Origin of the sequence: Kitasatospora sp. NPDC058218 (assembly GCF_042882445.1) — a bacterium.
In the GTDB taxonomy this organism is placed as follows: domain Bacteria; phylum Actinomycetota; class Actinomycetes; order Streptomycetales; family Streptomycetaceae; genus Kitasatospora.
The window spans coordinates 1-17724 of sequence record NZ_JBHVWC010000013.1 but is presented as its reverse complement, the minus strand read 5'-3'; the positions used below and the strand labels follow the sequence as shown (position 1 = coordinate 17724).

Genomic DNA, 17724 nt, shown 5'->3' with positions numbered 1-17724 from the left:
CCGGCAACGCTCAGTACTTGACGCCGTCGCGCCCGAGGAAGACCACGCGCGCGGCGGTGTCGAGGGCGATGCCGACGTTGCGGACGGCCTTGGTCAGCGGGCTGCGGTGGCGGCCGGGGCCGGCCGCGGCGGTGGCCCCGGCGGGGAGCCCGGGGGTGGACTTCTGGGACGGCACTCGCGGCGCCGTGATGTGTACGGTGCTCATGTCTTCCACGGTAGTTTCCGGGCGCGCCGGACACATCACCCCAAAGGCCGTATCGAGCAGGACGTAGGTCGTCCTCCAGGTGTACGCGGGCCCTGAGGGCCACCCCCCGGGCCTCGGGGGTGGAACCCCGGGGCCCGCGGGTCTAGGATCATCCGTCTGCCCCCTCCCGAACCGTGGTACCTGCTGAGTCACGCAGGCAGCCGGGGGAGGCGCCGTCCGTTCGGCAACCGGTCGGCCGTACCCACCGTGAGCTCCAACGATCCGCTGCACCCGCGTCCGGGGCAGCCGGGAAGGTTCGCTGTGCCCGCCACCCCCACCACCGACCCCCTCCAGCGCGAACGCGACCACCTGGCCGCCTCCCGCTCCGCGCTGCGTGCGATGCGCGAGGACGTCGAGTCCCTGGACATCAGCGACGTGACCGGTACCTGGGTCACCGCCGTCGTCCTGCACAACCAGATCGAGGCCCGGATCGCCGCCCTGGCCGACCTCTCGCACACCCCGCTCTTCTTCGGCCGCCTCGACTACCTGCACGCGATCAGCGAGGAGATGTCCGAGGGCTCCGGCGGGGAGAACTTCTACATCGGCCGCCGGCACGTCCACGACGCCGACGGCGACCCGATGGTGATCGACTGGCGCGCGCCGGTCTCCCAGCCGTTCTACCGGGCCAGCCGCACCGAGCCGATGGACGTCGAGCGGCGCCGCCGCTTCGGCTACACCGGCGGCGAGCTGACCGCCTACGAGGACGAGCACCTCACCGACCCGGCCGAGACGGAAACCTCCTCCGCGCTGCTCGCCGCCGAGATCGAGAAGCCCCGCGTCGGCCCGATGCGCGACATCGTCGCCACCATCCAGCCCGAGCAGGACGAGATCGTCCGCGCCGACATCACCGGCACGGTCTGCGTCCAGGGCGCCCCCGGCACCGGGAAGACCGCCGTCGGCCTGCACCGCGTGGCGTACCTGCTGTACGCGCACCGCGAGCGGCTCGCCCGCACCGGCACCCTGGTGATCGGTCCGAACAACGCCTTCCTGTCCTACATCGAGCAGGTGCTGCCCGCCCTCGGCGAGCTGGAGGTGGCCCAGGCCACCGTGCAGCAGCTGGTGGGGCACGTGGAGGTGCGCGGCGAGGACAGCGCCGAGGCGGCCCGGTTGAAGGGCGACGCCCGGATGGCCGAGGTGCTGCGGCGGGCCGTGCGCTCGGGCATCACCACGCCCACCGAGCCCTGCGTGGTGGTCCGCGGCTCCCGCCGCTGGCGCGTGCCGGTGTACGAGCTCGGCGAGATCGTCGAGGAGCTGAAGGGCCGCGACATCCGCTACGGCGCGGCCCGGGACGCCCTGCCGCAGCGGATCTCGCACGCCGTGCTGGTGAAGATGGAGCAGGGCGGCGAGGCCCCGGACGACCGGGTGCAGGACGCGGTGGCCCGCAACGCGGCGGTCAAGGCGGTGGTCAAGGAGTGCTGGCCGCTGGTCGAGCCGGCCAAGCTGGTGCACCGGCTGCTCTCCGACCCGGAGTTCCTGGCGCGGTGCGCGGAGGGCGTGCTCACCCCCGAGGAGCAGCGGGCGGTGCTCTGGACCAAGCCCGGCCGCTCGGTGAAGACCGCCCGCTGGACGCCGGCCGACGCCGTCCTGGTGGACGAGACGACCGACCTGGTGCAGCGCACGCCCTCGCTCGGCCACGTGGTGCTGGACGAGGCCCAGGACCTCTCGCCGATGCAGTACCGCGCGGTCGGCCGGCGCTGCACCACCGGCTCGGCGACCGTCCTCGGCGACCTCGCCCAGGGCACCACCCCCTGGGCCACCGCGAGCTGGCCGGACGCCCTGCACCACCTGGGCAAACCGGCCGCCCACATCGAGGAGCTGACCAAGGGCTTCCGGGTGCCGGAGGAGGTCATCGCCTACGCCTCCCGGCTGCTGCCCGCGATCGCCCCCGGTCTCGCCCCGGCGAGCTCGGTCCGTGAGGCGCCCGGCTCGCTGACGATCCGCCGGATCGCGGCCGGGGAGCTGGTGCAGGCGGTGGTCGCGGCCTGTCACCGGGCGCTGGAGCACGAGGGCTCGACCGGCCTGATCGCCGCCGACGCCCGCGTCCCGCAGCTCGCCGAGGCCCTGACCGCGGCCGGCCTGCCGTACCTCTCCCCCGGCGCCGAGACCAGCGCCGAGGCCCGGCTGACCCTCGTCCCGGCCTCGCTGGCCAAGGGTCTGGAGTACGACTACGTGGTGCTGGACGAGCCGGCCGCGGTGGTGGCCGGCGAGCCGGACGAGCGGACCGGCCTGCGCCGCCTGTACGTCTCGCTCACCCGTGCCGTCTCCGGGCTGGCGGTGCTGCACGCCGAGCCGCTGCCCGAGCAGCTGGGCTGAGCAGCGCGAAGGGGACCGGCGGATACCGCCGGTCCCCTTCTTCGTGCCGAGTCGCCGGCCGCCGATCGCTCAGCCGTCGGCGCTCTCACGCTCAGCCATCGATCAGGGACCGCCACTCGGCGACCTTGGAGGCGTCCACCGGGGACTGCCAGCCGTCGACCCGCACCGCACCGCCGACGTGGAAGCCGTCGAAGCCCGCCGCCCGCAGGCCCGGCAGGTGCTCGGCCCGCAGGCCGCCGCCGATCAGGATCCGCTGCCCGTACCCGGGCTCGCCGGCCCTGGCCAGCTCGGCCAGCAGCACGTCCCGGCCCGCGTCCACGCCGGCGGCCGCGCCCGAGGTGAGGAAGGTGTCCAGCCCGGGCAGCGCGCCGACGGCCGCGCGGAGGGCGGCCCGGTCGGCGCTGTGGTCGATCGCCCGGTGGAACGTCCAGCGGCAGCCCGCCACCGCGTCGGCGACGGCCGCGGTGGCCGCGAGGTCGACGGCGCCGTCGGCCGTCAGGAAGCCGAAGACGAACTCGTCGGCGCCCTCGGCCCGCAGGGCCGCGGCGCGGGCCCGCAGCTCGTCCGGGTCACCCGGCGCGAAGCCGTCCCGGACCCGCAGCATGACGCGCAGCGGCAGCTCCACGGCGGCGCGGATCTTGGCGAAGTCCTCGATCGACGGGGTGAGCCCGTCCGCGGCCATGTCCGTGACCAGTTCGAGCCGGTCGGCGCCGCCCGACTCGGCGGCCTGGGCGTCCTGGGGCGTCAGCGCGATGACTTCGAAAATTGGTCTAGACATATCAGACAGCCTGCCACATCCCGAAGCCCCGGGCGAGACCCGCGCGGCCGATCGGTCACGCCTCCGACCGGCGCATGCTTTCGAGACCCCGCCAGCCGAGCCCGGCCACCGCCACGAACGCGGCGCCGGCCCCGCCGACCGCCAACAGGTTCCAGATCCCACCGGCCGACTCCCAGAGGCTGAAGAGGCTGAACGCGACGGTCAGCGGCAGCACCGCCAGGCCGATCGCCGCCGGCACCAGCCACCCGCGCGCCGCGGTGGCCACCAGCAGCAGCGGACCCATCAGCAGCAGGCCGGCCCACGGGTCGTTCATCAGGTAGCGGGTGTCGTAGCCACCCTGCGCCGCGACCACCAGCAGACCGCCGACCACCCCCAGCGGCACCAGCGCCCCGGTCCGCCAGGTCGGCCGGCCCAGCAGATCGCCCGGCGCGAGGAGCACCAGCAGACCGGACAGCACGAACGGCAGCGCGGACGTGGAGCTGTAGAGGACCCACCACGCGTCGGGGTGCCCGATCGAGAGGGAGTCCGCCAGGTTCAGCAGACCGACACCGATCACCGCCGCCGAGAGGACCCGCGCCGCCGTCCACTGCCCCAGCGCGGCCGCCACGGCCAGCAGCAGCGTGGCCACCGGCGCCGCGAACAGGGCCAGCACCATCAGCAGCGAGGACCGCGGGCCGTCGAGCTGCCAGGCGATCAGGTCCGGGTCGCTGACCCACGGGTGGAGGCCGACGCCCGCGGCGGTACCGGCCACCAGCGGAACGGCCAGCGCCAGCAGCCGCCCGGCAGCCGAGGCCGAGGTCAGCCGGGCGCGCATCCGCAGACCGTAGGCGGCGAGGTCCAGCGCCTCCCGGATCAGGGTGGGCTTGTCCGCCTCCGCCGTGCTGTCGGCGAAGACGGCGGCCAGCTCCTCACCACGCTCGCGGCGGTAGTGGGCCGGGTAGAGCTGGAGCGCCGCCCGCAGGGCGATCGGCCGGCCGATGGTCTGCATGCTCACGCGAAGGTCCCCCTGACCCTGGAGAGGACGATGGACAGCCGGCGTTCGGCCTCGGAGGCGACCGCGCGCAGTCGCCCCGCCTCGGCCGCCAGCGCGGCGCGGCCGCCCGAGGTCAGCGCGTAGGTGCGCCGGGCCCGGCCGTCCACGACCTCCTCGGCGGCGACCTCGATCAGGCCCTGCTGGAGCAGCCGGTCGAGCGCGCCGTAGAGGGTGCCGGTGCGCATCTTCACCCGGCCGTCGGAGATCGCGGTGACCTCCTGGATGAGCGCGTAGCCGTGTCTGGGCGCATCGGCCAGCGCGGTGAGCAGAAGCAGCGTCGGCTCCTGCATGGCTCGTTCTGTCATGGAACTACATATATCGTCAAACTACATATGCGGTCCAGTGGGCCCGCCGATCCGCGGCCGTTCCGCGCCCGGGAGCCGCCAGAATGAGCCCATGCCGAACCAGCCCGCCGCCCCCGTCCCGGCCGACCTGCCCGCCGGGCCGCCCGCCGACCTGCTCGCCGACTGGACCGCCCTGCTCCGGCGCTGCGGCGCCGCAGCCGACCCCGCGCCCTACGGGCGCGACCTGCTGGGCCGCTGGGCCGAACCGCAGCGCCGCTACCACATCACCGACCACCTGCGGGCGGTGCTCGGGCACGTGGACGCGCTCGCCGCGCACGCCGACGACCCGGACACCGTCCGGCTGGCCGCCTGGTTCCACGACGCGGTCTACCGCCCGGACCGCTCCGAGAACGAGGAGCGCAGCGCCGCCCTCGCCGTCCGGGCGCTCACCGAGGCGGGGCTGTCCGAGCGGCGGACCGCCGAGGTCGCCCGGCTGGTCCGGCTCACCGTCACGCACCGTCCCGAGCCCGGCGACCGCGACGGCGAGGTGCTCTGCGACGCGGACCTCGCCGTCCTCGGCGGCGCCCCGCAGGCCTACACCGCGTACGCGGCCGCGGTCCGCGAGGAGTACGCCTTCGTCCCGGATCCGGACTTCCGCGCCGGGCGCGCCGACGTCCTGCGCCGGCTCCTGGCACTGCCCGCGCTCTACCGCACCCCCACCGCCCACGAGCGCTTCGACGCCGCCGCCCGCGCCAACCTGGCGGCCGAACTCGGCCGGCTCGACGGCTGACCGGGCCGCTCGGGGCGTCCCGGCCGACGAACGCATCGAACGCAAAGGCCCGGCCCGGCGCACGGAGCGCCGGAGCCGGGCCGGTCACGATCAGGCGAGCTCCCCGACGGGCGCCACCACCACCCCCGCCTTGCCGCAGACCCAGTGCGGCTCCGGCCCCAGCTCGGGCTCGACACCGAGCGCGTGCGGGTCCCCGTCGGCCGCGCAGGAGGTGCAGAGCGGCCAGCGGCCGTACGCCTCCAGCAGCGCGTCCTGGACGTCCTGGGCGACCAGACCGAGCACGTAGTCGGCGCCGTCCGGCCACTGTTCGAGCCACCACCGGCGGTGCGTCACGGCGTTCTCCACCAGCGACACCACGGCGGCGTCCGCCACGTCCCGCGCGGTCAGGTCGGCCAGGATCAGCGCCCGCGCGTTGTGCAGGGCGTTCTCGATGTCGTCAGCGGTGGCAGCCATCCGCCCATTGTCCCAAACCGGGGCCGGACACAACGCCGCACGGGCGGCTCCCCGAGGGGAACCGCCCGTGCGATCAGGAATCGACCGATCCGGAGAGGATCAGAAGTCCATGTCACCGCCCGGCATGCCGCCGCCGGCGGCCGCGGCGGCCTTCTCCGGCTTGTCGGCGATGACGGCCTCGGTGGTGAGGAACAGCGCCGCGATGGAGGCGGCGTTCTGCAGCGCGGAGCGGGTGACCTTCGCCGGGTCGATGATGCCCTCGGCGATGAGGTCGACGTAGGTGTTGGTCGCGGCGTTCAGACCGTGACCGGCGGGGAGGTTGCGCACCTTCTCCACCACGACACCGCCCTCGAGGCCGGCGTTGGTCGCGATCTGCTTGATCGGGGCCTCCAGCGCCACGCGGACGATGTTGGCACCGGTGGCCTCGTCGCCCTCCAGCTCCAGCTTGTCGAACGCGACAGCGGCCTGCAGCAGCGCGACGCCACCACCGGCGACGATGCCCTCCTCGACGGCGGCCTTCGCGTTGCGAACGGCGTCCTCGATGCGGTGCTTGCGCTCCTTGAGCTCCACCTCGGTGGCCGCGCCGGCCTTGATGACGGCCACGCCGCCGGCCAGCTTGGCGAGGCGCTCCTGGAGCTTCTCGCGGTCGTAGTCCGAGTCGCTGTTCTCGATCTCGGCACGGATCTGGTTCACGCGGCCGGCGACCTGGTCGCTGTCGCCGCCACCGTCGACGATGGTGGTCTCGTCCTTGGTGATGACCACCTTGCGGGCGGTGCCCAGCAGGTCGATGCCGGCGTTCTCCAGCTTGAGGCCGACCTCCTCGGAGATCACGGTGCCACCGGTGAGGATGGCGATGTCGCCGAGCATGGCCTTGCGGCGGTCGCCGAAGCCCGGGGCCTTGACGGCGACGGACTTGAAGGTGCCGCGGATCTTGTTCACGACCAGGGTCGACAGGGCCTCGCCCTCGACGTCCTCGGCGATGATGACGAGCGGCTTGCCGCTCTGCATGACCTTCTCCAGCAGCGGGAGCAGGTCCTTGACCGAGCCGATCTTGGAGTTGGCGATGAGGATGTACGGGTCCTCGAAGGTCGCCTCCATCCGCTCCAGGTCGGTGGCGAAGTAGGCGGAGATGTAGCCCTTGTCGAAGCGCATGCCCTCGGTGAGCTCGAGCTCCAGGCCGAAGGTGTTGCTCTCCTCGACGGTGATGACACCTTCCTTGCCGACCTTGTCCATGGCCTCGGCGATGAGCTCGCCGATCTGGGTGTCGGCGGCCGAGATGGAGGCGGTGGAGGCGATCTGCTCCTTGGTCTCCACGTCCTTGGCCTGGGCCAGCAGCTGGTCGGAGACGGCCGCGACGGCCTTCTCGATACCGCGCTTCAGGGCCATCGGGTTGGCGCCGGCGGCGACGTTGCGCAGACCCTCGCGAACGAGCGCCTGGGCCAGCACGGTGGCGGTGGTGGTGCCGTCACCCGCGACGTCGTCGGTCTTCTTGGCGACCTCCTTGACGAGCTCCGCGCCGATCTTCTCGTAGGGGTCCTCGAGCTCGATCTCCTTGGCGATGGAGACACCGTCGTTGGTGATCGTGGGAGCGCCCCACTTCTTCTCCAGCACGACGTTGCGGCCCTTGGGGCCGAGCGTGACCTTCACCGCGTCGGCGAGCTGGTTCATGCCACGCTCAAGGCCGCGGCGAGCTTCCTCATCAAAGGCGATGATCTTGGCCATCAGAAGTGGTCCTCCGGGACACGGTCGACTGCTCGGACCAAGGGGTGCCCGCGACGGACGGCCCTGGTGTGCGGGGGTCCTTTCCCCTACCGCTCCCGGGGGCCTCACCGACCCGGTCCGCTGTCACTCTCACACTGTGAGTGCTAACGCCAATGATTAGCACTCCGGGTAGGCGAGTGCAAGCCCAATCGCCCAACCCGCGAGCCGCGTCCGCCCCCGCGGGCCGCCCCCGCGGGCCCGTCGGCGACCCCGCGCCGACCCCGCGTCGGACCCTCGCCGCGCCCTCGCCGAACCCCCCGCCGACCCGCCACGGAGCCCTCCGCCGACCGCCCGCGCCGGCCCTCGTCGGACATGCCGACGGGCCCGTACGACATATGTCGTACGGGCCCGTCGTGAAGCAAGAGGTGCACCAGCCGATTGGGCCGAGCCGAACTCCTGGGGTCGGAAAGGTCAGACCGCGGCGCGGACCATGTCCGCCTGCGGGCCCTTCTGCCCCTGAGAGATCTCGAACTCGACCCGCTGGCCCTCCTCAAGGGTGCGGTAGCCGTCCATCTGGATCGCGCTGTAGTGGACGAAGACGTCCGCACCACCGTCGACCGCGATGAAGCCGTAGCCCTTCTCCGCGTTGAACCACTTGACGGTGCCCTGAGCCATTCCGAACTCCCCTAGTGCTGTGCTGGCCCTTCACGCGCCCGCAGGTCGCGGGCCCGGGTCTGGTTTGAGGCCGGCCCGGGGAACCCCCCCTGGGCGCAGCCGTGCACGCCACAATCGTCCGCGGAGACCACCGGAAGGCATCCGGTGAGCGGGTGATTGCGTCGACCGCGGCTGAATGTATCCGGATCGACGCCCTCTGCAACAGGGTCAACCGCCGGGAATTCACTCGGCCCGTCAAGGGACAGGCCAGGCCAAAGCGGGAGGAAATCGGCATTTCACGCCGGACATAGCGGACGAATTACCCAAATGCCTTCGAGAATTCTGACATCTGCCTGACATGTTTCACGGTCACGGCCCCGGCGCCGGTCTCAGCGGCCGGACAGACACCGGCAGTACGGGCGCGGACGGATTCGAGTACCGGAAGCGAGGGGGGAGGGGATGCCCTCTTCCCGGACGAGCGACACTCTACTCCCCCGGACCGAAAAATATTCCCGCCGGAATGCGACGGGCCGCTCGCACGTACGGAGAGCGGAATTCCGTACGTGCGAACGGCCTGGTCGGAAACGACCCGGCCGATAAACGACCTGGTCGGAAAGGGGCGGGTCAGCAGCCGCCGGCCACCGCGGGAATGATCGAGACGCTCGCGCCGTCCTTGATCTCGGTGGCCAGGCCCTCCGCGAAACGGACGTCGTCGTCATTGACGTAGACGTTGACGAACCGGCGCAGCTTGCCGGCGTCGTCCAGGATCCGGGCGGCGATCCCGGCGTGGTTCTTCTCCAGGTCGGCGATGACGTCGCCCAGGGTGGCGCCCTCGGCGGTCACCTCGGCGGTGCCGCCGGTGTAGGTGCGCAGGATGGTCGGGATGCGGACGGTGGCGCTCATGGGGGTCTCCTCGGGCGGAACGGCGCAACGGCGCAACGGCCGGGCTGCGGGGGGCTGCGGGTGGGTCAGGCGGACGCGAGGCCGGCGTCGCGGAACGAGGCCAGCGTCGGGCGGATGACGGCGGTCATCCCGGAGTCGGAGACGGCGTCCAGCGTCTTCAGACCGTCACCGGTGTTGATCGCGACGGTCTCCTTGGCCGGATCCAGCTGCCCGGTCTCCACCAGCTTCTTCAGCACGCCGACGGTCACCCCGCCCGCGGTCTCGGCGAAGATGCCCTCGGTCCGGGCCAGCAGCTTGATCGCGGCCACCACCTCGGCGTCGGTGACGTCCTCGACGGCCCCGCCGGTGCGGCGGGCGATGTCCAGCACGTACGGGCCGTCGGCCGGGTTGCCGATCGCCAGCGACTTGGCGATGGTGTTCGGCTTGACCGGCCGGATCACGTCCTGGCCGGTCTTGAAGGCCGTCGACACCGGCGAGCAGCCGGCCGCCTGGGCGCCGAAGATCCGGTACGGCCGGTCCTCGACCAGGCCCAGCTTGATCAGCTCCTGCAGGCCCTTGTCGATCTTCGTCAGCTGCGAACCCGAGGCGATCGGGATGACGATCTGCTCCGGCAGTCGCCAGCCGAGCTGCTCGCAGATCTCGTACGCCAGCGTCTTGGAGCCCTCGCCGTAGTACGGGCGCAGGTTGACGTTCACGAAGCCCCAGCCCTCACCGGCCGGGTCCCCGATCAGCTCGGAGCAGAAGCGGTTCACGTCGTCGTAGTTGCCCTCGATGCCGACCAGCTCGCCGCCGTAGACACCGGCCATCACGACCTTGCCCTGCTCCAGGTCGTGCGGGATGAACACGCAGGACTTGAAGCCGGCCCGGGCCGCCGCCGCGCCCACCGCACCGGCCAGGTTGCCGGTCGAGGAGCAGGAGAGGGTGGTGAAGTTGAACGCCCGCGCCGCCTCGATCGCACAGGCGACCACGCGGTCCTTGAAGGAGTGCGTCGGGTTGCCCGAGTCGTCCTTGACGTGCAGCTGGGCGGTGAACCCGAGCTCGCGGCCCAGGTTGTCCGCCTTCACCAGCGGGGTCCACCCCGGGTTGAGGTTCGGCTTGCCGGCGACGTCGGCCGGGACGGGCAGCAGCGGCGCGTAGCGCCAGATCGACGCCGGACCGGCCTCGATCCGCTTGCGGAGCTCCTCCGCGCCCTCGCTCCCGAAGTCGTAGGCGATCTCCAGCGGCCCGAAACACTCCAGGCAGGCGAAGCTGGGACCGAGCGGGAAGCGGGTACCGCACTCGCGACAGGACAGTGCGACGGCGGGGCCGAGATCAACGGTGGCGGGTGCGGGTGCGGCGGTGTCGATAGCCATGATGGCGGAGGCCTCTCTCCTCATCTTCCCCGTGACGCGGGCGCGCCACAGGACGGAATTGGCACCTGTCCCGCCGGGGCCCGAGGCCTGCCGTGCGAGAAGGTTGCCGGGACGTCAACGGGCCGTTCCCTCAGTCCCTCTGGATGAGCTCTGTGAAGTTGTGGTCCTGCTCAGCGGTGACCCCGGCGTGCGAAGGTCCGATCGCTGTACGAAGACTGTATCCGAAGGCGTCAACCCTGAACGGGACCGTCCGCCACGCGAGATGCCCTGTCCCACCCCGATCCGCCGAGGAGAGTTCCGTGCCCGCCGAACCGACACCCGCGCTCCTCCCGAAGGCGGCGTCCTGGCTGCGCCGCCGCTCCTGGAGCGCGGCCGACCGCCCGGTGCGCGCCCTGCTGGAGGCCAAGCAGGCGGCGGGCCCGGCCGGCACCGTCAGCGTGGTGCTGCCCGCCCTGGACGAGGAGGCCACCGTCGGCGACATCGTCCGCACCGTGCGCCGCGAGCTGATGGAGGAGCTGCCCCTGGTCGACGAGCTCGTCGTCGTCGACTCCGGCTCCGTGGACGGCACCGCCGCCGCGGCCGCCGCGGCCGGCGCCCGGGTGGTCCACCGCGACGACATCCTGCCCCGGCTGCCCGCCGCCCCCGGCAAGGGCGAGGTGCTCTGGCGCTCGCTGCTGGTCACCAGCGGCGAGATCGTCTGCTTCGTCGACGCCGACCTGCGGGCCTTCGACCCCACCTTCGTCTCTGGGATCATCGGCCCGCTGCTCACCGAGCCGGACATCCAGCTGGTCAAGGCCATGTACGACCGCCCGCTCGAAGTGGCGTCGAGCGGCTCCGCCACCGGCGACGCCGCCATCGTCCCCTCCGGCGGCGGGCGGGTCACCGAGCTGGTCGCCCGCCCGCTGCTCAACCTGCACTGGCCGGAACTCGCCGGTTTCGTTCAGCCGCTCGGCGGCGAGTACGCGGCCCGCCGCTCACTGCTCGAACGGCTGCCGTTCCCCACCGGCTACGGCGTCGAGCTCGGCCTCCTGGTGGACGCCCTGGAGTTCGCCGGCCTGGACGCCCTCGCCCAGGTGGACGTGGGCGTACGCCACCACCGCCACCAGGACGGCCAGGCACTCGGCCGGATGGCCGCCACCATCTACCGCACCGCCCTGGAACGCCTCGACCGCACCCACCGGCTGAAGGCCTCGGCCGACCTCGTCCACCCGCTGCTCACCCAGTTCACCCGCGACCCGCGGACCCGCGCCTTCACCGCCCACACCCACCCGGTCACCGCGGTGGAACGGCCCCCGATGCACACCGTCCCCGAGTACGCGAACCGCCACGGCGGTTAGGTCCGGGGGCCGGGCGGGGGTTTGCCGACCCGGACCCACGGCAACATGCCAACCATGGGCGATCTCACGACCGAACGTTCGAGTGCGACCGGTTCCGCCGCCGTCCTGGTGGCCTCCAACCGGGGACCGGTGTCCTTCGGCACGGCGGACGACGGCACCCTGACCCTGCGCCGAGGCGGCGGCGGGCTGGTGTCCGGGCTCTCCGCGATCGACGACCCGCACGCCGTCTGGGTCTGCGCGGCGCTCGGCGACGCCGACCGCCGGGCCGCCCGGGAGGCCCCCCAGGGCCGCCTGGACCGCGCCGGCCACGAGGTCGGCGGGCAGGCGGTCCGGATGCTCGACATAGCTCCGGAGACCTTCGCCCGCGCCTACAACGGCGTCGCCAACTCCACCCTCTGGTTCGTCCACCACCTGCTCTACGCCACCCCGACGGCCCCCTCCTTCGGCGCGGAGTTCCGCGTCGAGTGGCAGGCCTACACCGCCTACAACGCCGCCTTCGCCGACGCCCTCGCCGCCGAGGCCGCGCCCGGGGCCGCGGTGCTGATCCAGGACTACCACCTCTCGCTGGCCCCGGCCCTGCTCCGGGCCGCCCGCCCCGACCTGCGCATCGGCCACTTCTCGCACACCCCGTGGGCCCCGCCCGAGTACTTCCGACTGCTGCCGGACGACGTCGCCGAGAGCGTCCTGACCGGCATCCTCGGCGCCGACCGGGCCGGCTTCCTCACCCGCCGCTGGGCCCTCGCCTTCGCCGACTGCTGCGCGGCCGTCCTCGGCGCAGCCGTCGACCGCGACGCCCTCACCGTCACGCACGCGGGCCGCACCACCCGGCTCGGCGTCCACGCCCTGGGGGCCGACGCCGACTTCCTGCGCGAACGGTCCCACCGCCCCGACGTCGACGAACGGCTCGCCACCCTGCGCGAGGCCGTCGGCGGGCGCCGCACCGTCGTCCGGGTCGACCGCACCGAGCTGAGCAAGAACATCGTCCGCGGCTTCCAGGCCTACCGGCACCTGCTCCGCACCCGCCCCGAGTGGCTGGACCGCGTCGTCCACATCGCCTTCGCCTACCCGTCCCGCACCGACCTCGCCGAATACCGCGCCTACACCGCCGAGGTGGAGCGGCTCGCCGCCGAGATCAACGCGGAGTTCGCCACCGCGGACTGGCAGCCGCTGATCCTGCACGTCAACGACGACTTCCCGCGCTCGCTCGCGGCCTACCGGCTGGCCGACGTCGCGCTGGTCAACCCGATCCGCGACGGGATGAACCTGGTCGCCAAGGAGGTCCCGGTGGTTTCCGACCACGGCTGCGCCCTGGTGCTCTCCCGCGAGGCAGGCGCCCACGCCGAGCTGGCCGACGACGCCCTGACCGTCAACCCGTACGACGTCATCGCCACCGCCGAGGCCCTGCACACGGCGCTCACCATGCCGGCCGACGAACGCGCCGACCGCACCAAGCGCCTCGCCGCCGCCGCGACGGCGCTGCCGCCCCAGCAGTGGTTCCTCGACCAGCTGGCGGCACTGGGCTGACGGCCGCGGCACCGGCCGGCGGGCCGCCGGCCGGTGCCGCGCGTCACCGCGCCGTCACCGCCGGGCGAGCGCCGCCTCCAGCTCCGTCAGCAGCTCCACCACGCCGGCCGGGCCCGCGACCACCAGGTCCGCCCGGTCGGCGAGTTCGCGCACCGGCGCGTCGCCGTCGACTGTCCCGCTGCACACCAGCAGCCCGGCCAGCCCCTCCCCGCGCAGCTTCTCCACCGCCGCGAAGGCCGCCACGTCCCCCAGGTCGTCCCCCGCGTACAGCACCGCCCGGGCGCCCCGCTCGCGCAGGAAACCGGTCAGCGCGGCCCCCTTGTCCACCCCCGGCGGCCGCAGCTCCAGCACCAGCCGCCCCGGTTCCACCACCAGCCCGTGCTCGGTGGCCAGCGCCTCCACCGGCGCGCGCAGCAGCTCGAACGCCTGCTCCGGTGCCTCCGTCCGCCGGGTGTGGACGGCCAGCGAGCGCCCCTTGTCCTCCACCCACGTCCCCGCCGGCGCCCCGGCCCGCGCCAGTACGCCGTCCAGCGCGGCCCGTGCCTGCGCCACTCCCGGGTGCGCCGGTGGCGCCGTCAGCTCGCCGCCCTCCCAGCGCTCGGCCCCGTAGTGCCCGAGCACCACCACGCCCTCGACCGCGCCGAGCCCCCCGTACTCCACCGCCAGGGCCGCCGGCCGACCGGTCACCACCACGATCGCCCCGACCCTGGGCGCCAGCCCCGCCAGCGCCCCCGCCACCCCCGGATGCGCCCGTGCCGCGCTCGGATCCGCCACGATCGGCGCCAGCGTCCCGTCGAAATCGAGCGCCACCACCGCCTCCCGGGGCGCCCGGAGGATCGCCTCCAACCCCGTCCGCCCGGCCTCGGTCCCCGGCTTCGCCATCTCCTCAAGAGCCATGCCGGGACCCTACCCAGCCTCCCGGGCCCGACCCTCCCGCGCGCGCCCGAACGGCCGCGCGCCCCGGCCCCGTCGCCGGCCCCGTGCCCGCGCCGTACGGCCCGCGCCGGCTAGCGGGCCGCGCGGCGCGCCTCCCGCACCCGCCGCAGCCGGTTCACCAGCACCGGCGCGTGCGCCAGCGCCTCAGGCCGGTCCAGCAGGGCGTTCAGCAGCTGGTAGTACCGCGTACTGGAGAGCCCCAGCTCCTCCCGGATCGCCCGCTCCTTGGCCCCGGCCGTCCGCCACTGCCGCCCTTCGAGCTCCAGCACCGCCGTGTCCCGCTCGTCGAGCCCGTCCGTGCCCGCACCCATCCGCGCCCACCTCCGTCCACCACTACGGAGTGTCATTCTCCCCCGGGGACCGGACACACCTTGCGCCCCCCGCCGGGTGCCGGCCCGGGTTAGCGTCAGCCCCATGACGCCCAGCTTCGCCGTGCACGTCCCGACCGCCGACCTCGAACCCGACCCGCTCGACCCGGCCCAGATCGTCTCCGGCACCCCCGAGGTCTCCGGCCGCGTGCTCTCCGAGTCCCCCGACGGCCGCCAGCTGCGCGGTCTCTGGCAGATCACCCCCGGCGTGGTCACCGACGTCGAGGCCGACGAGATGTTCGTGGTGCTCAGCGGCCGGGCCACCATCGAGATCGACGGCGGCCCGACCCTGGAGGTCGGTCCGGGCGACTGCGCCGTGCTGCGGGCCGGCGACCGCACCACCTGGACGGTCCACGAGACCCTCCGCAAGGCCTACGCCATCACCCTCTGACGTCCGCCGCACCCGCCGGCCGGCCCGGGATCCGTCACTTGCGGACCCGGGCCGCCTCCTTCACCGCGGACTCCTGGAGCCCCTCCAGCACCTGCTTGGCGTCGCCCGTCACGGCCCCGCCGATGCCCGTCTTGATCCGGTTGCTGACGTCCGCCCAGGCCGGGTCACCGAACGGGTAGAAGCTCGCGTTGGTCAGCCCCGCCGCGAACTGCTTGAGGTCCTCGTGCCTGCCGCCCTTGGTCACCTCGGTGAAGGCGTCCTGGGTGACCGGCAGCAGGTTGTACGTCTCGTCGAACTTGAGCTGGTTGTCCTTGGCGTACACGAAGCTCAGGAACTTCCGGATCTCGTTCCGGTGCCCGTTCGCCTTGAACGCCATCATCCAGTCGGCCACCCCGAGGCTGCCCGTCTTCGCCAGCCCGTCCTTCTTCGGGATCGGCGCCGTCCCGAAGTCGATCTTCCCCTTGGCGGCCATCCGCAGCAGCGTCGGGTGCCCGTTCAGCATCGCGACCTTGCCCGCCGCGAAGTCGGTGAACATCGGCGTGCGGTTGGTCTTCCCCGGGTCGGGGTTGGTCAGCTTGGTGTCGACCAGGTTGGTGCGCAGCCAGTTGAAGGTGGCCTGGTTCTCCACGCTGTCGATGGTGTAGTTGCCGACGTCGTCGGAGAGGCTCCCGCCACCGCTCAGCGTCCACAGCATCGACTCGGCCGGGGCCTCCTCCGGGCCGAGCGGCAGCCCGTACGGCGTGACCCCGGGCACCTTGGCCTTGATCTTCTCGGCGGCCTGCCGGAGCTCGTTCCAGGTGGTCGGCGGCTGGGTGATCCCGGCCTTCTGGAAGACCGCCTTGTTGTAGAAGAGCACCCGGGACGAGGAGACGAACGGAATGCCGTACTGCGTCCCGAGCACCTGCCCGGCGTGTGCGAACGACTCCATGATGTTGGCCTGGGTCTCCAGCGAGAGCACGTCCCCGGCCGGGTACAGCCGGTTCGCCACGGCCTGGTCGGCGAAGCCGCCGGTCTGCAGCAGGTCGGGCGACTTGCCGGCGGCCACCAGGTCGTCGACCCGCTTGCCGATGTCGGTCCAGCTCGCCACCTCGACGTCGACCTTGATGCCCGGGTTGGCGGTCTCGAAGCGCCGGGCGACGTCGTCCCAGTACAGCTTGGAGCTGGTCGCCGCGTCCTCGCCGTAGTCGGCCGCCACCAGCTTGAGCGTGACGGTCTTGTCGTCCTGGCCGCCGCAGCCGGTGAGCAGCAGCGCTCCGGCCAGCGCGGTGCCGAGCAGCCGGGTGGGGGCCTGGGCGCGTCTGATCAACGCGGGTACCGCCTTCGGGGGGTGAAAGGAAGCGGGGGAGCCGGACGGGGGGATCCGGCAGGGGGGAGGCGGCAACACTGCCAAACACAGTGCACAGTGGTCCACACCTGTGGGCCGTCCCCGCCGGGTAGTTATCGAAGTGCGGAGGTCATTGCACGATGCGCAATGAAACGGCGTGAAAACCGCCCGCGCCGGGCCCGCGCAAAGTGCCGCACACCACATGGTTCTGCGACAAAGCTCACCTACTTTGGACCAGACCAATCCGACAACTGGACTAGACCTCTCCGACCCAGCCAAGGGAAACTGTCCTCCGTGAAGCACGTCATCGCACTCGATGTAGGCGGCACCGGCATGAAAGCCGCGCTGCTCGCCCAGGACGGCTCCGTGCTGTTCGAAGCACGCCGACCGACCGGGCGGGAGCACGGCACTGATGCCGTCGTCGCCGCCATCCTCGACTTCGCCGCCGATCTGGCGGACGAGGGCCGCAGCCGCTTCGGCGTCGCCCCGCTGGCGGCGGGCGTCGCCGTCCCGGGGACGATCGACGAGAAGAACGGCATCGCGGTCTTCTCCGCCAACCTCGGCTGGCGGGACCTGCCGCTGCGCAAGCTGCTGGGCGAGCGCCTGGCCGGGGCGGGCGGCACCGCGATGCCGGTCGCCCTCGGCCACGACGTGCGCTCGGGCGGCCTCGCCGAGGGCCGCCTCGGCGCCGGGCGGGGTGTGGAACGCTTCCTGTTCATCGCGCTGGGCACCGGCATCGCCGGCGCCATCGGCATCGGCGGCCGGATCGAGGCCGGCGCCCACGGCTACGGCGGCGAGATCGGCCACGTCGTGGTCCGCCCAGGCGGCCCGCAGTGCGGCTGCGGCGCCCGGGGCTGCCTGGAGACCCTCGCCTCCGCCTCCGCCGTCTCCCGCGCCTGGGCCGGGGCCAGCGGGGACCCCGACGCCGACGCGGCATCCTGCGCCGTCGCGGTGGACGCCGGGGACCCCCGCGCGGTCGCGGTCTGGCAGCACGCGGTGGACGCCCTCGCCGACGGCATCGTGCTCGCCCAGAGCCTGCTCGACCCGTCCACGGTGATCGTCGGCGGCGGGCTCGCCGAGGCCGGCGACACCCTCTTCGCTCCCCTGCGCGCAGCGGTTTCCGAGCGGCTGACCTTCCAGATGCCCCCCGAGGTCGTACCCGCCATGCTCAAAGACACCGCCGCGTCCCTGGGCGCGGGCCTGCTCGCCTGGGATCTGCTCTCCATGGAGGTGACCGCGTGACCACCGCGCGAATCGAATCGGCGGCCCGGCCCGAGGGCATCGCACTGGCCGGCGCCCGGCTGGTCCTGTCGGGCGGTGTCGTCGAGGGCGACCGCCT

General features: G+C 73.0%; 18 protein-coding genes and 1 riboswitch. Of the genes, 6 read left to right on the top strand and 12 right to left on the bottom strand.

Annotated features, from left to right (window positions below):
• Positions 1-10 precede the first annotated feature (10 nt).
• On the bottom strand, positions 11-205 hold the full coding sequence (locus ACFVYI_RS10265) for a hypothetical protein (protein WP_387883037.1): 195 nt from the start codon (positions 203-205) through the stop codon (positions 11-13).
• Between the two features lie 300 nt (positions 206-505).
• Between ACFVYI_RS10265 and ACFVYI_RS10260 the strand changes: the two genes are divergently transcribed.
• Complete coding sequence (locus ACFVYI_RS10260) at positions 506-2557, top strand: HelD family protein (RefSeq protein WP_387883034.1); 2052 nt, start codon at positions 506-508, stop codon at positions 2555-2557.
• A 91-nt stretch (positions 2558-2648) separates the two neighbouring features.
• Here ACFVYI_RS10260 and ACFVYI_RS10255 read toward each other — a convergent pair whose 3' ends face one another.
• From ACFVYI_RS10255 to ACFVYI_RS10245, 3 genes are read right to left on the bottom strand one after another with little or no spacing between them, the layout of a single operon-like run.
• The gene (locus ACFVYI_RS10255) at positions 2649-3335 is read right to left on the bottom strand and encodes a copper homeostasis protein CutC (RefSeq protein WP_387883032.1); all 687 of its coding nucleotides are present in this window, start codon (positions 3333-3335) and stop codon (positions 2649-2651) included.
• 55 nt (positions 3336-3390) lie between these two features.
• The gene (locus ACFVYI_RS10250; RefSeq protein ID WP_387883030.1) at positions 3391-4329 is read right to left on the bottom strand and encodes a hypothetical protein; all 939 of its coding nucleotides are present in this window, start codon (positions 4327-4329) and stop codon (positions 3391-3393) included.
• Positions 4326-4673 (bottom strand): PadR family transcriptional regulator, encoded by a 348-nt coding sequence (locus ACFVYI_RS10245; protein ID WP_387883028.1) that lies wholly within the window; start codon positions 4671-4673, stop codon positions 4326-4328. The genes ACFVYI_RS10250 and ACFVYI_RS10245 overlap by 4 nt, the downstream gene beginning before the upstream one ends.
• Positions 4674-4764: 91 nt before the next feature.
• Between ACFVYI_RS10245 and ACFVYI_RS10240 the strand changes: the two genes are divergently transcribed.
• Complete coding sequence (locus ACFVYI_RS10240; protein ID WP_387883025.1) at positions 4765-5442, top strand: hypothetical protein; 678 nt, start codon at positions 4765-4767, stop codon at positions 5440-5442.
• Between the two features lie 90 nt (positions 5443-5532).
• On the opposite strand, the gene ACFVYI_RS10235 is transcribed toward ACFVYI_RS10240, so the two are convergent.
• From ACFVYI_RS10235 to thrC, 5 genes are all read right to left on the bottom strand, one after another.
• The gene (locus tag ACFVYI_RS10235) at positions 5533-5895 is read right to left on the bottom strand and encodes a hypothetical protein (protein WP_360624918.1); all 363 of its coding nucleotides are present in this window, start codon (positions 5893-5895) and stop codon (positions 5533-5535) included.
• 99 nt (positions 5896-5994) lie between these two features.
• Entirely contained in the window at positions 5995-7617 is a 1623-nt protein-coding gene (gene groL / locus ACFVYI_RS10230) for a chaperonin GroEL (RefSeq protein WP_387883023.1), read from the bottom strand.
• 450 nt (positions 7618-8067) lie between these two features.
• On the bottom strand, positions 8068-8271 hold the full coding sequence (locus ACFVYI_RS10225) for a cold-shock protein (protein WP_030289665.1): 204 nt from the start codon (positions 8269-8271) through the stop codon (positions 8068-8070).
• Positions 8272-8874: 603 nt separating this feature from the next.
• Complete coding sequence (locus ACFVYI_RS10220; protein WP_387883020.1) at positions 8875-9153, bottom strand: ubiquitin-like small modifier protein 1; 279 nt, start codon at positions 9151-9153, stop codon at positions 8875-8877.
• Positions 9154-9218: 65 nt separating this feature from the next.
• Positions 9219-10505 (bottom strand): threonine synthase, encoded by a 1287-nt coding sequence (thrC, locus tag ACFVYI_RS10215; RefSeq protein ID WP_387883017.1) that lies wholly within the window; start codon positions 10503-10505, stop codon positions 9219-9221.
• A 17-nt stretch (positions 10506-10522) separates the two neighbouring features.
• A riboswitch (SAM riboswitch) is annotated at positions 10523-10655 on the bottom strand.
• Positions 10656-10804: 149 nt separating this feature from the next.
• On the opposite strand from thrC, the gene ACFVYI_RS10210 reads away from it, so the two are divergent.
• On the top strand, positions 10805-11842 hold the full coding sequence (locus tag ACFVYI_RS10210) for a glucosyl-3-phosphoglycerate synthase (protein ID WP_387883016.1): 1038 nt from the start codon (positions 10805-10807) through the stop codon (positions 11840-11842).
• A 54-nt stretch (positions 11843-11896) separates the two neighbouring features.
• Entirely contained in the window at positions 11897-13366 is a 1470-nt protein-coding gene (locus tag ACFVYI_RS10205; protein ID WP_387883014.1) for a trehalose-6-phosphate synthase, read from the top strand.
• A gap of 54 nt (positions 13367-13420) precedes the next feature.
• Here ACFVYI_RS10205 and otsB read toward each other — a convergent pair whose 3' ends face one another.
• Both otsB and ACFVYI_RS10195 read right to left on the bottom strand, forming a co-directional pair.
• Positions 13421-14263, bottom strand: a complete 843-nt coding sequence (gene otsB / locus ACFVYI_RS10200) for a trehalose-phosphatase (RefSeq protein ID WP_387883012.1) — start codon at positions 14261-14263, stop codon at positions 13421-13423.
• 110 nt (positions 14264-14373) lie between these two features.
• Positions 14374-14613, bottom strand: a complete 240-nt coding sequence (locus ACFVYI_RS10195) for a DUF3263 domain-containing protein (protein WP_387883010.1) — start codon at positions 14611-14613, stop codon at positions 14374-14376.
• 103 nt (positions 14614-14716) lie between these two features.
• On the opposite strand from ACFVYI_RS10195, the gene ACFVYI_RS10190 reads away from it, so the two are divergent.
• Positions 14717-15061 (top strand): cupin domain-containing protein, encoded by a 345-nt coding sequence (locus ACFVYI_RS10190; RefSeq protein WP_387883007.1) that lies wholly within the window; start codon positions 14717-14719, stop codon positions 15059-15061.
• Between the two features lie 34 nt (positions 15062-15095).
• Here the strand turns inward: ACFVYI_RS10190 and ACFVYI_RS10185 are convergent, their stop codons facing one another.
• Positions 15096-16367 carry an extracellular solute-binding protein gene (locus ACFVYI_RS10185; RefSeq protein WP_387883004.1) on the bottom strand — a complete coding sequence of 424 codons (1272 nt, stop codon included), beginning with the start codon at positions 16365-16367 and terminating at the stop codon, positions 15096-15098.
• Between the two features lie 312 nt (positions 16368-16679).
• Here ACFVYI_RS10185 and ACFVYI_RS10180 point away from each other — a divergent pair, with 312 nt between their 5' ends.
• The gene (locus ACFVYI_RS10180) at positions 16680-17627 is read left to right on the top strand and encodes an ROK family protein (RefSeq protein ID WP_387883002.1); all 948 of its coding nucleotides are present in this window, start codon (positions 16680-16682) and stop codon (positions 17625-17627) included.
• Positions 17628-17724: the final 97 nt, after the last annotated feature.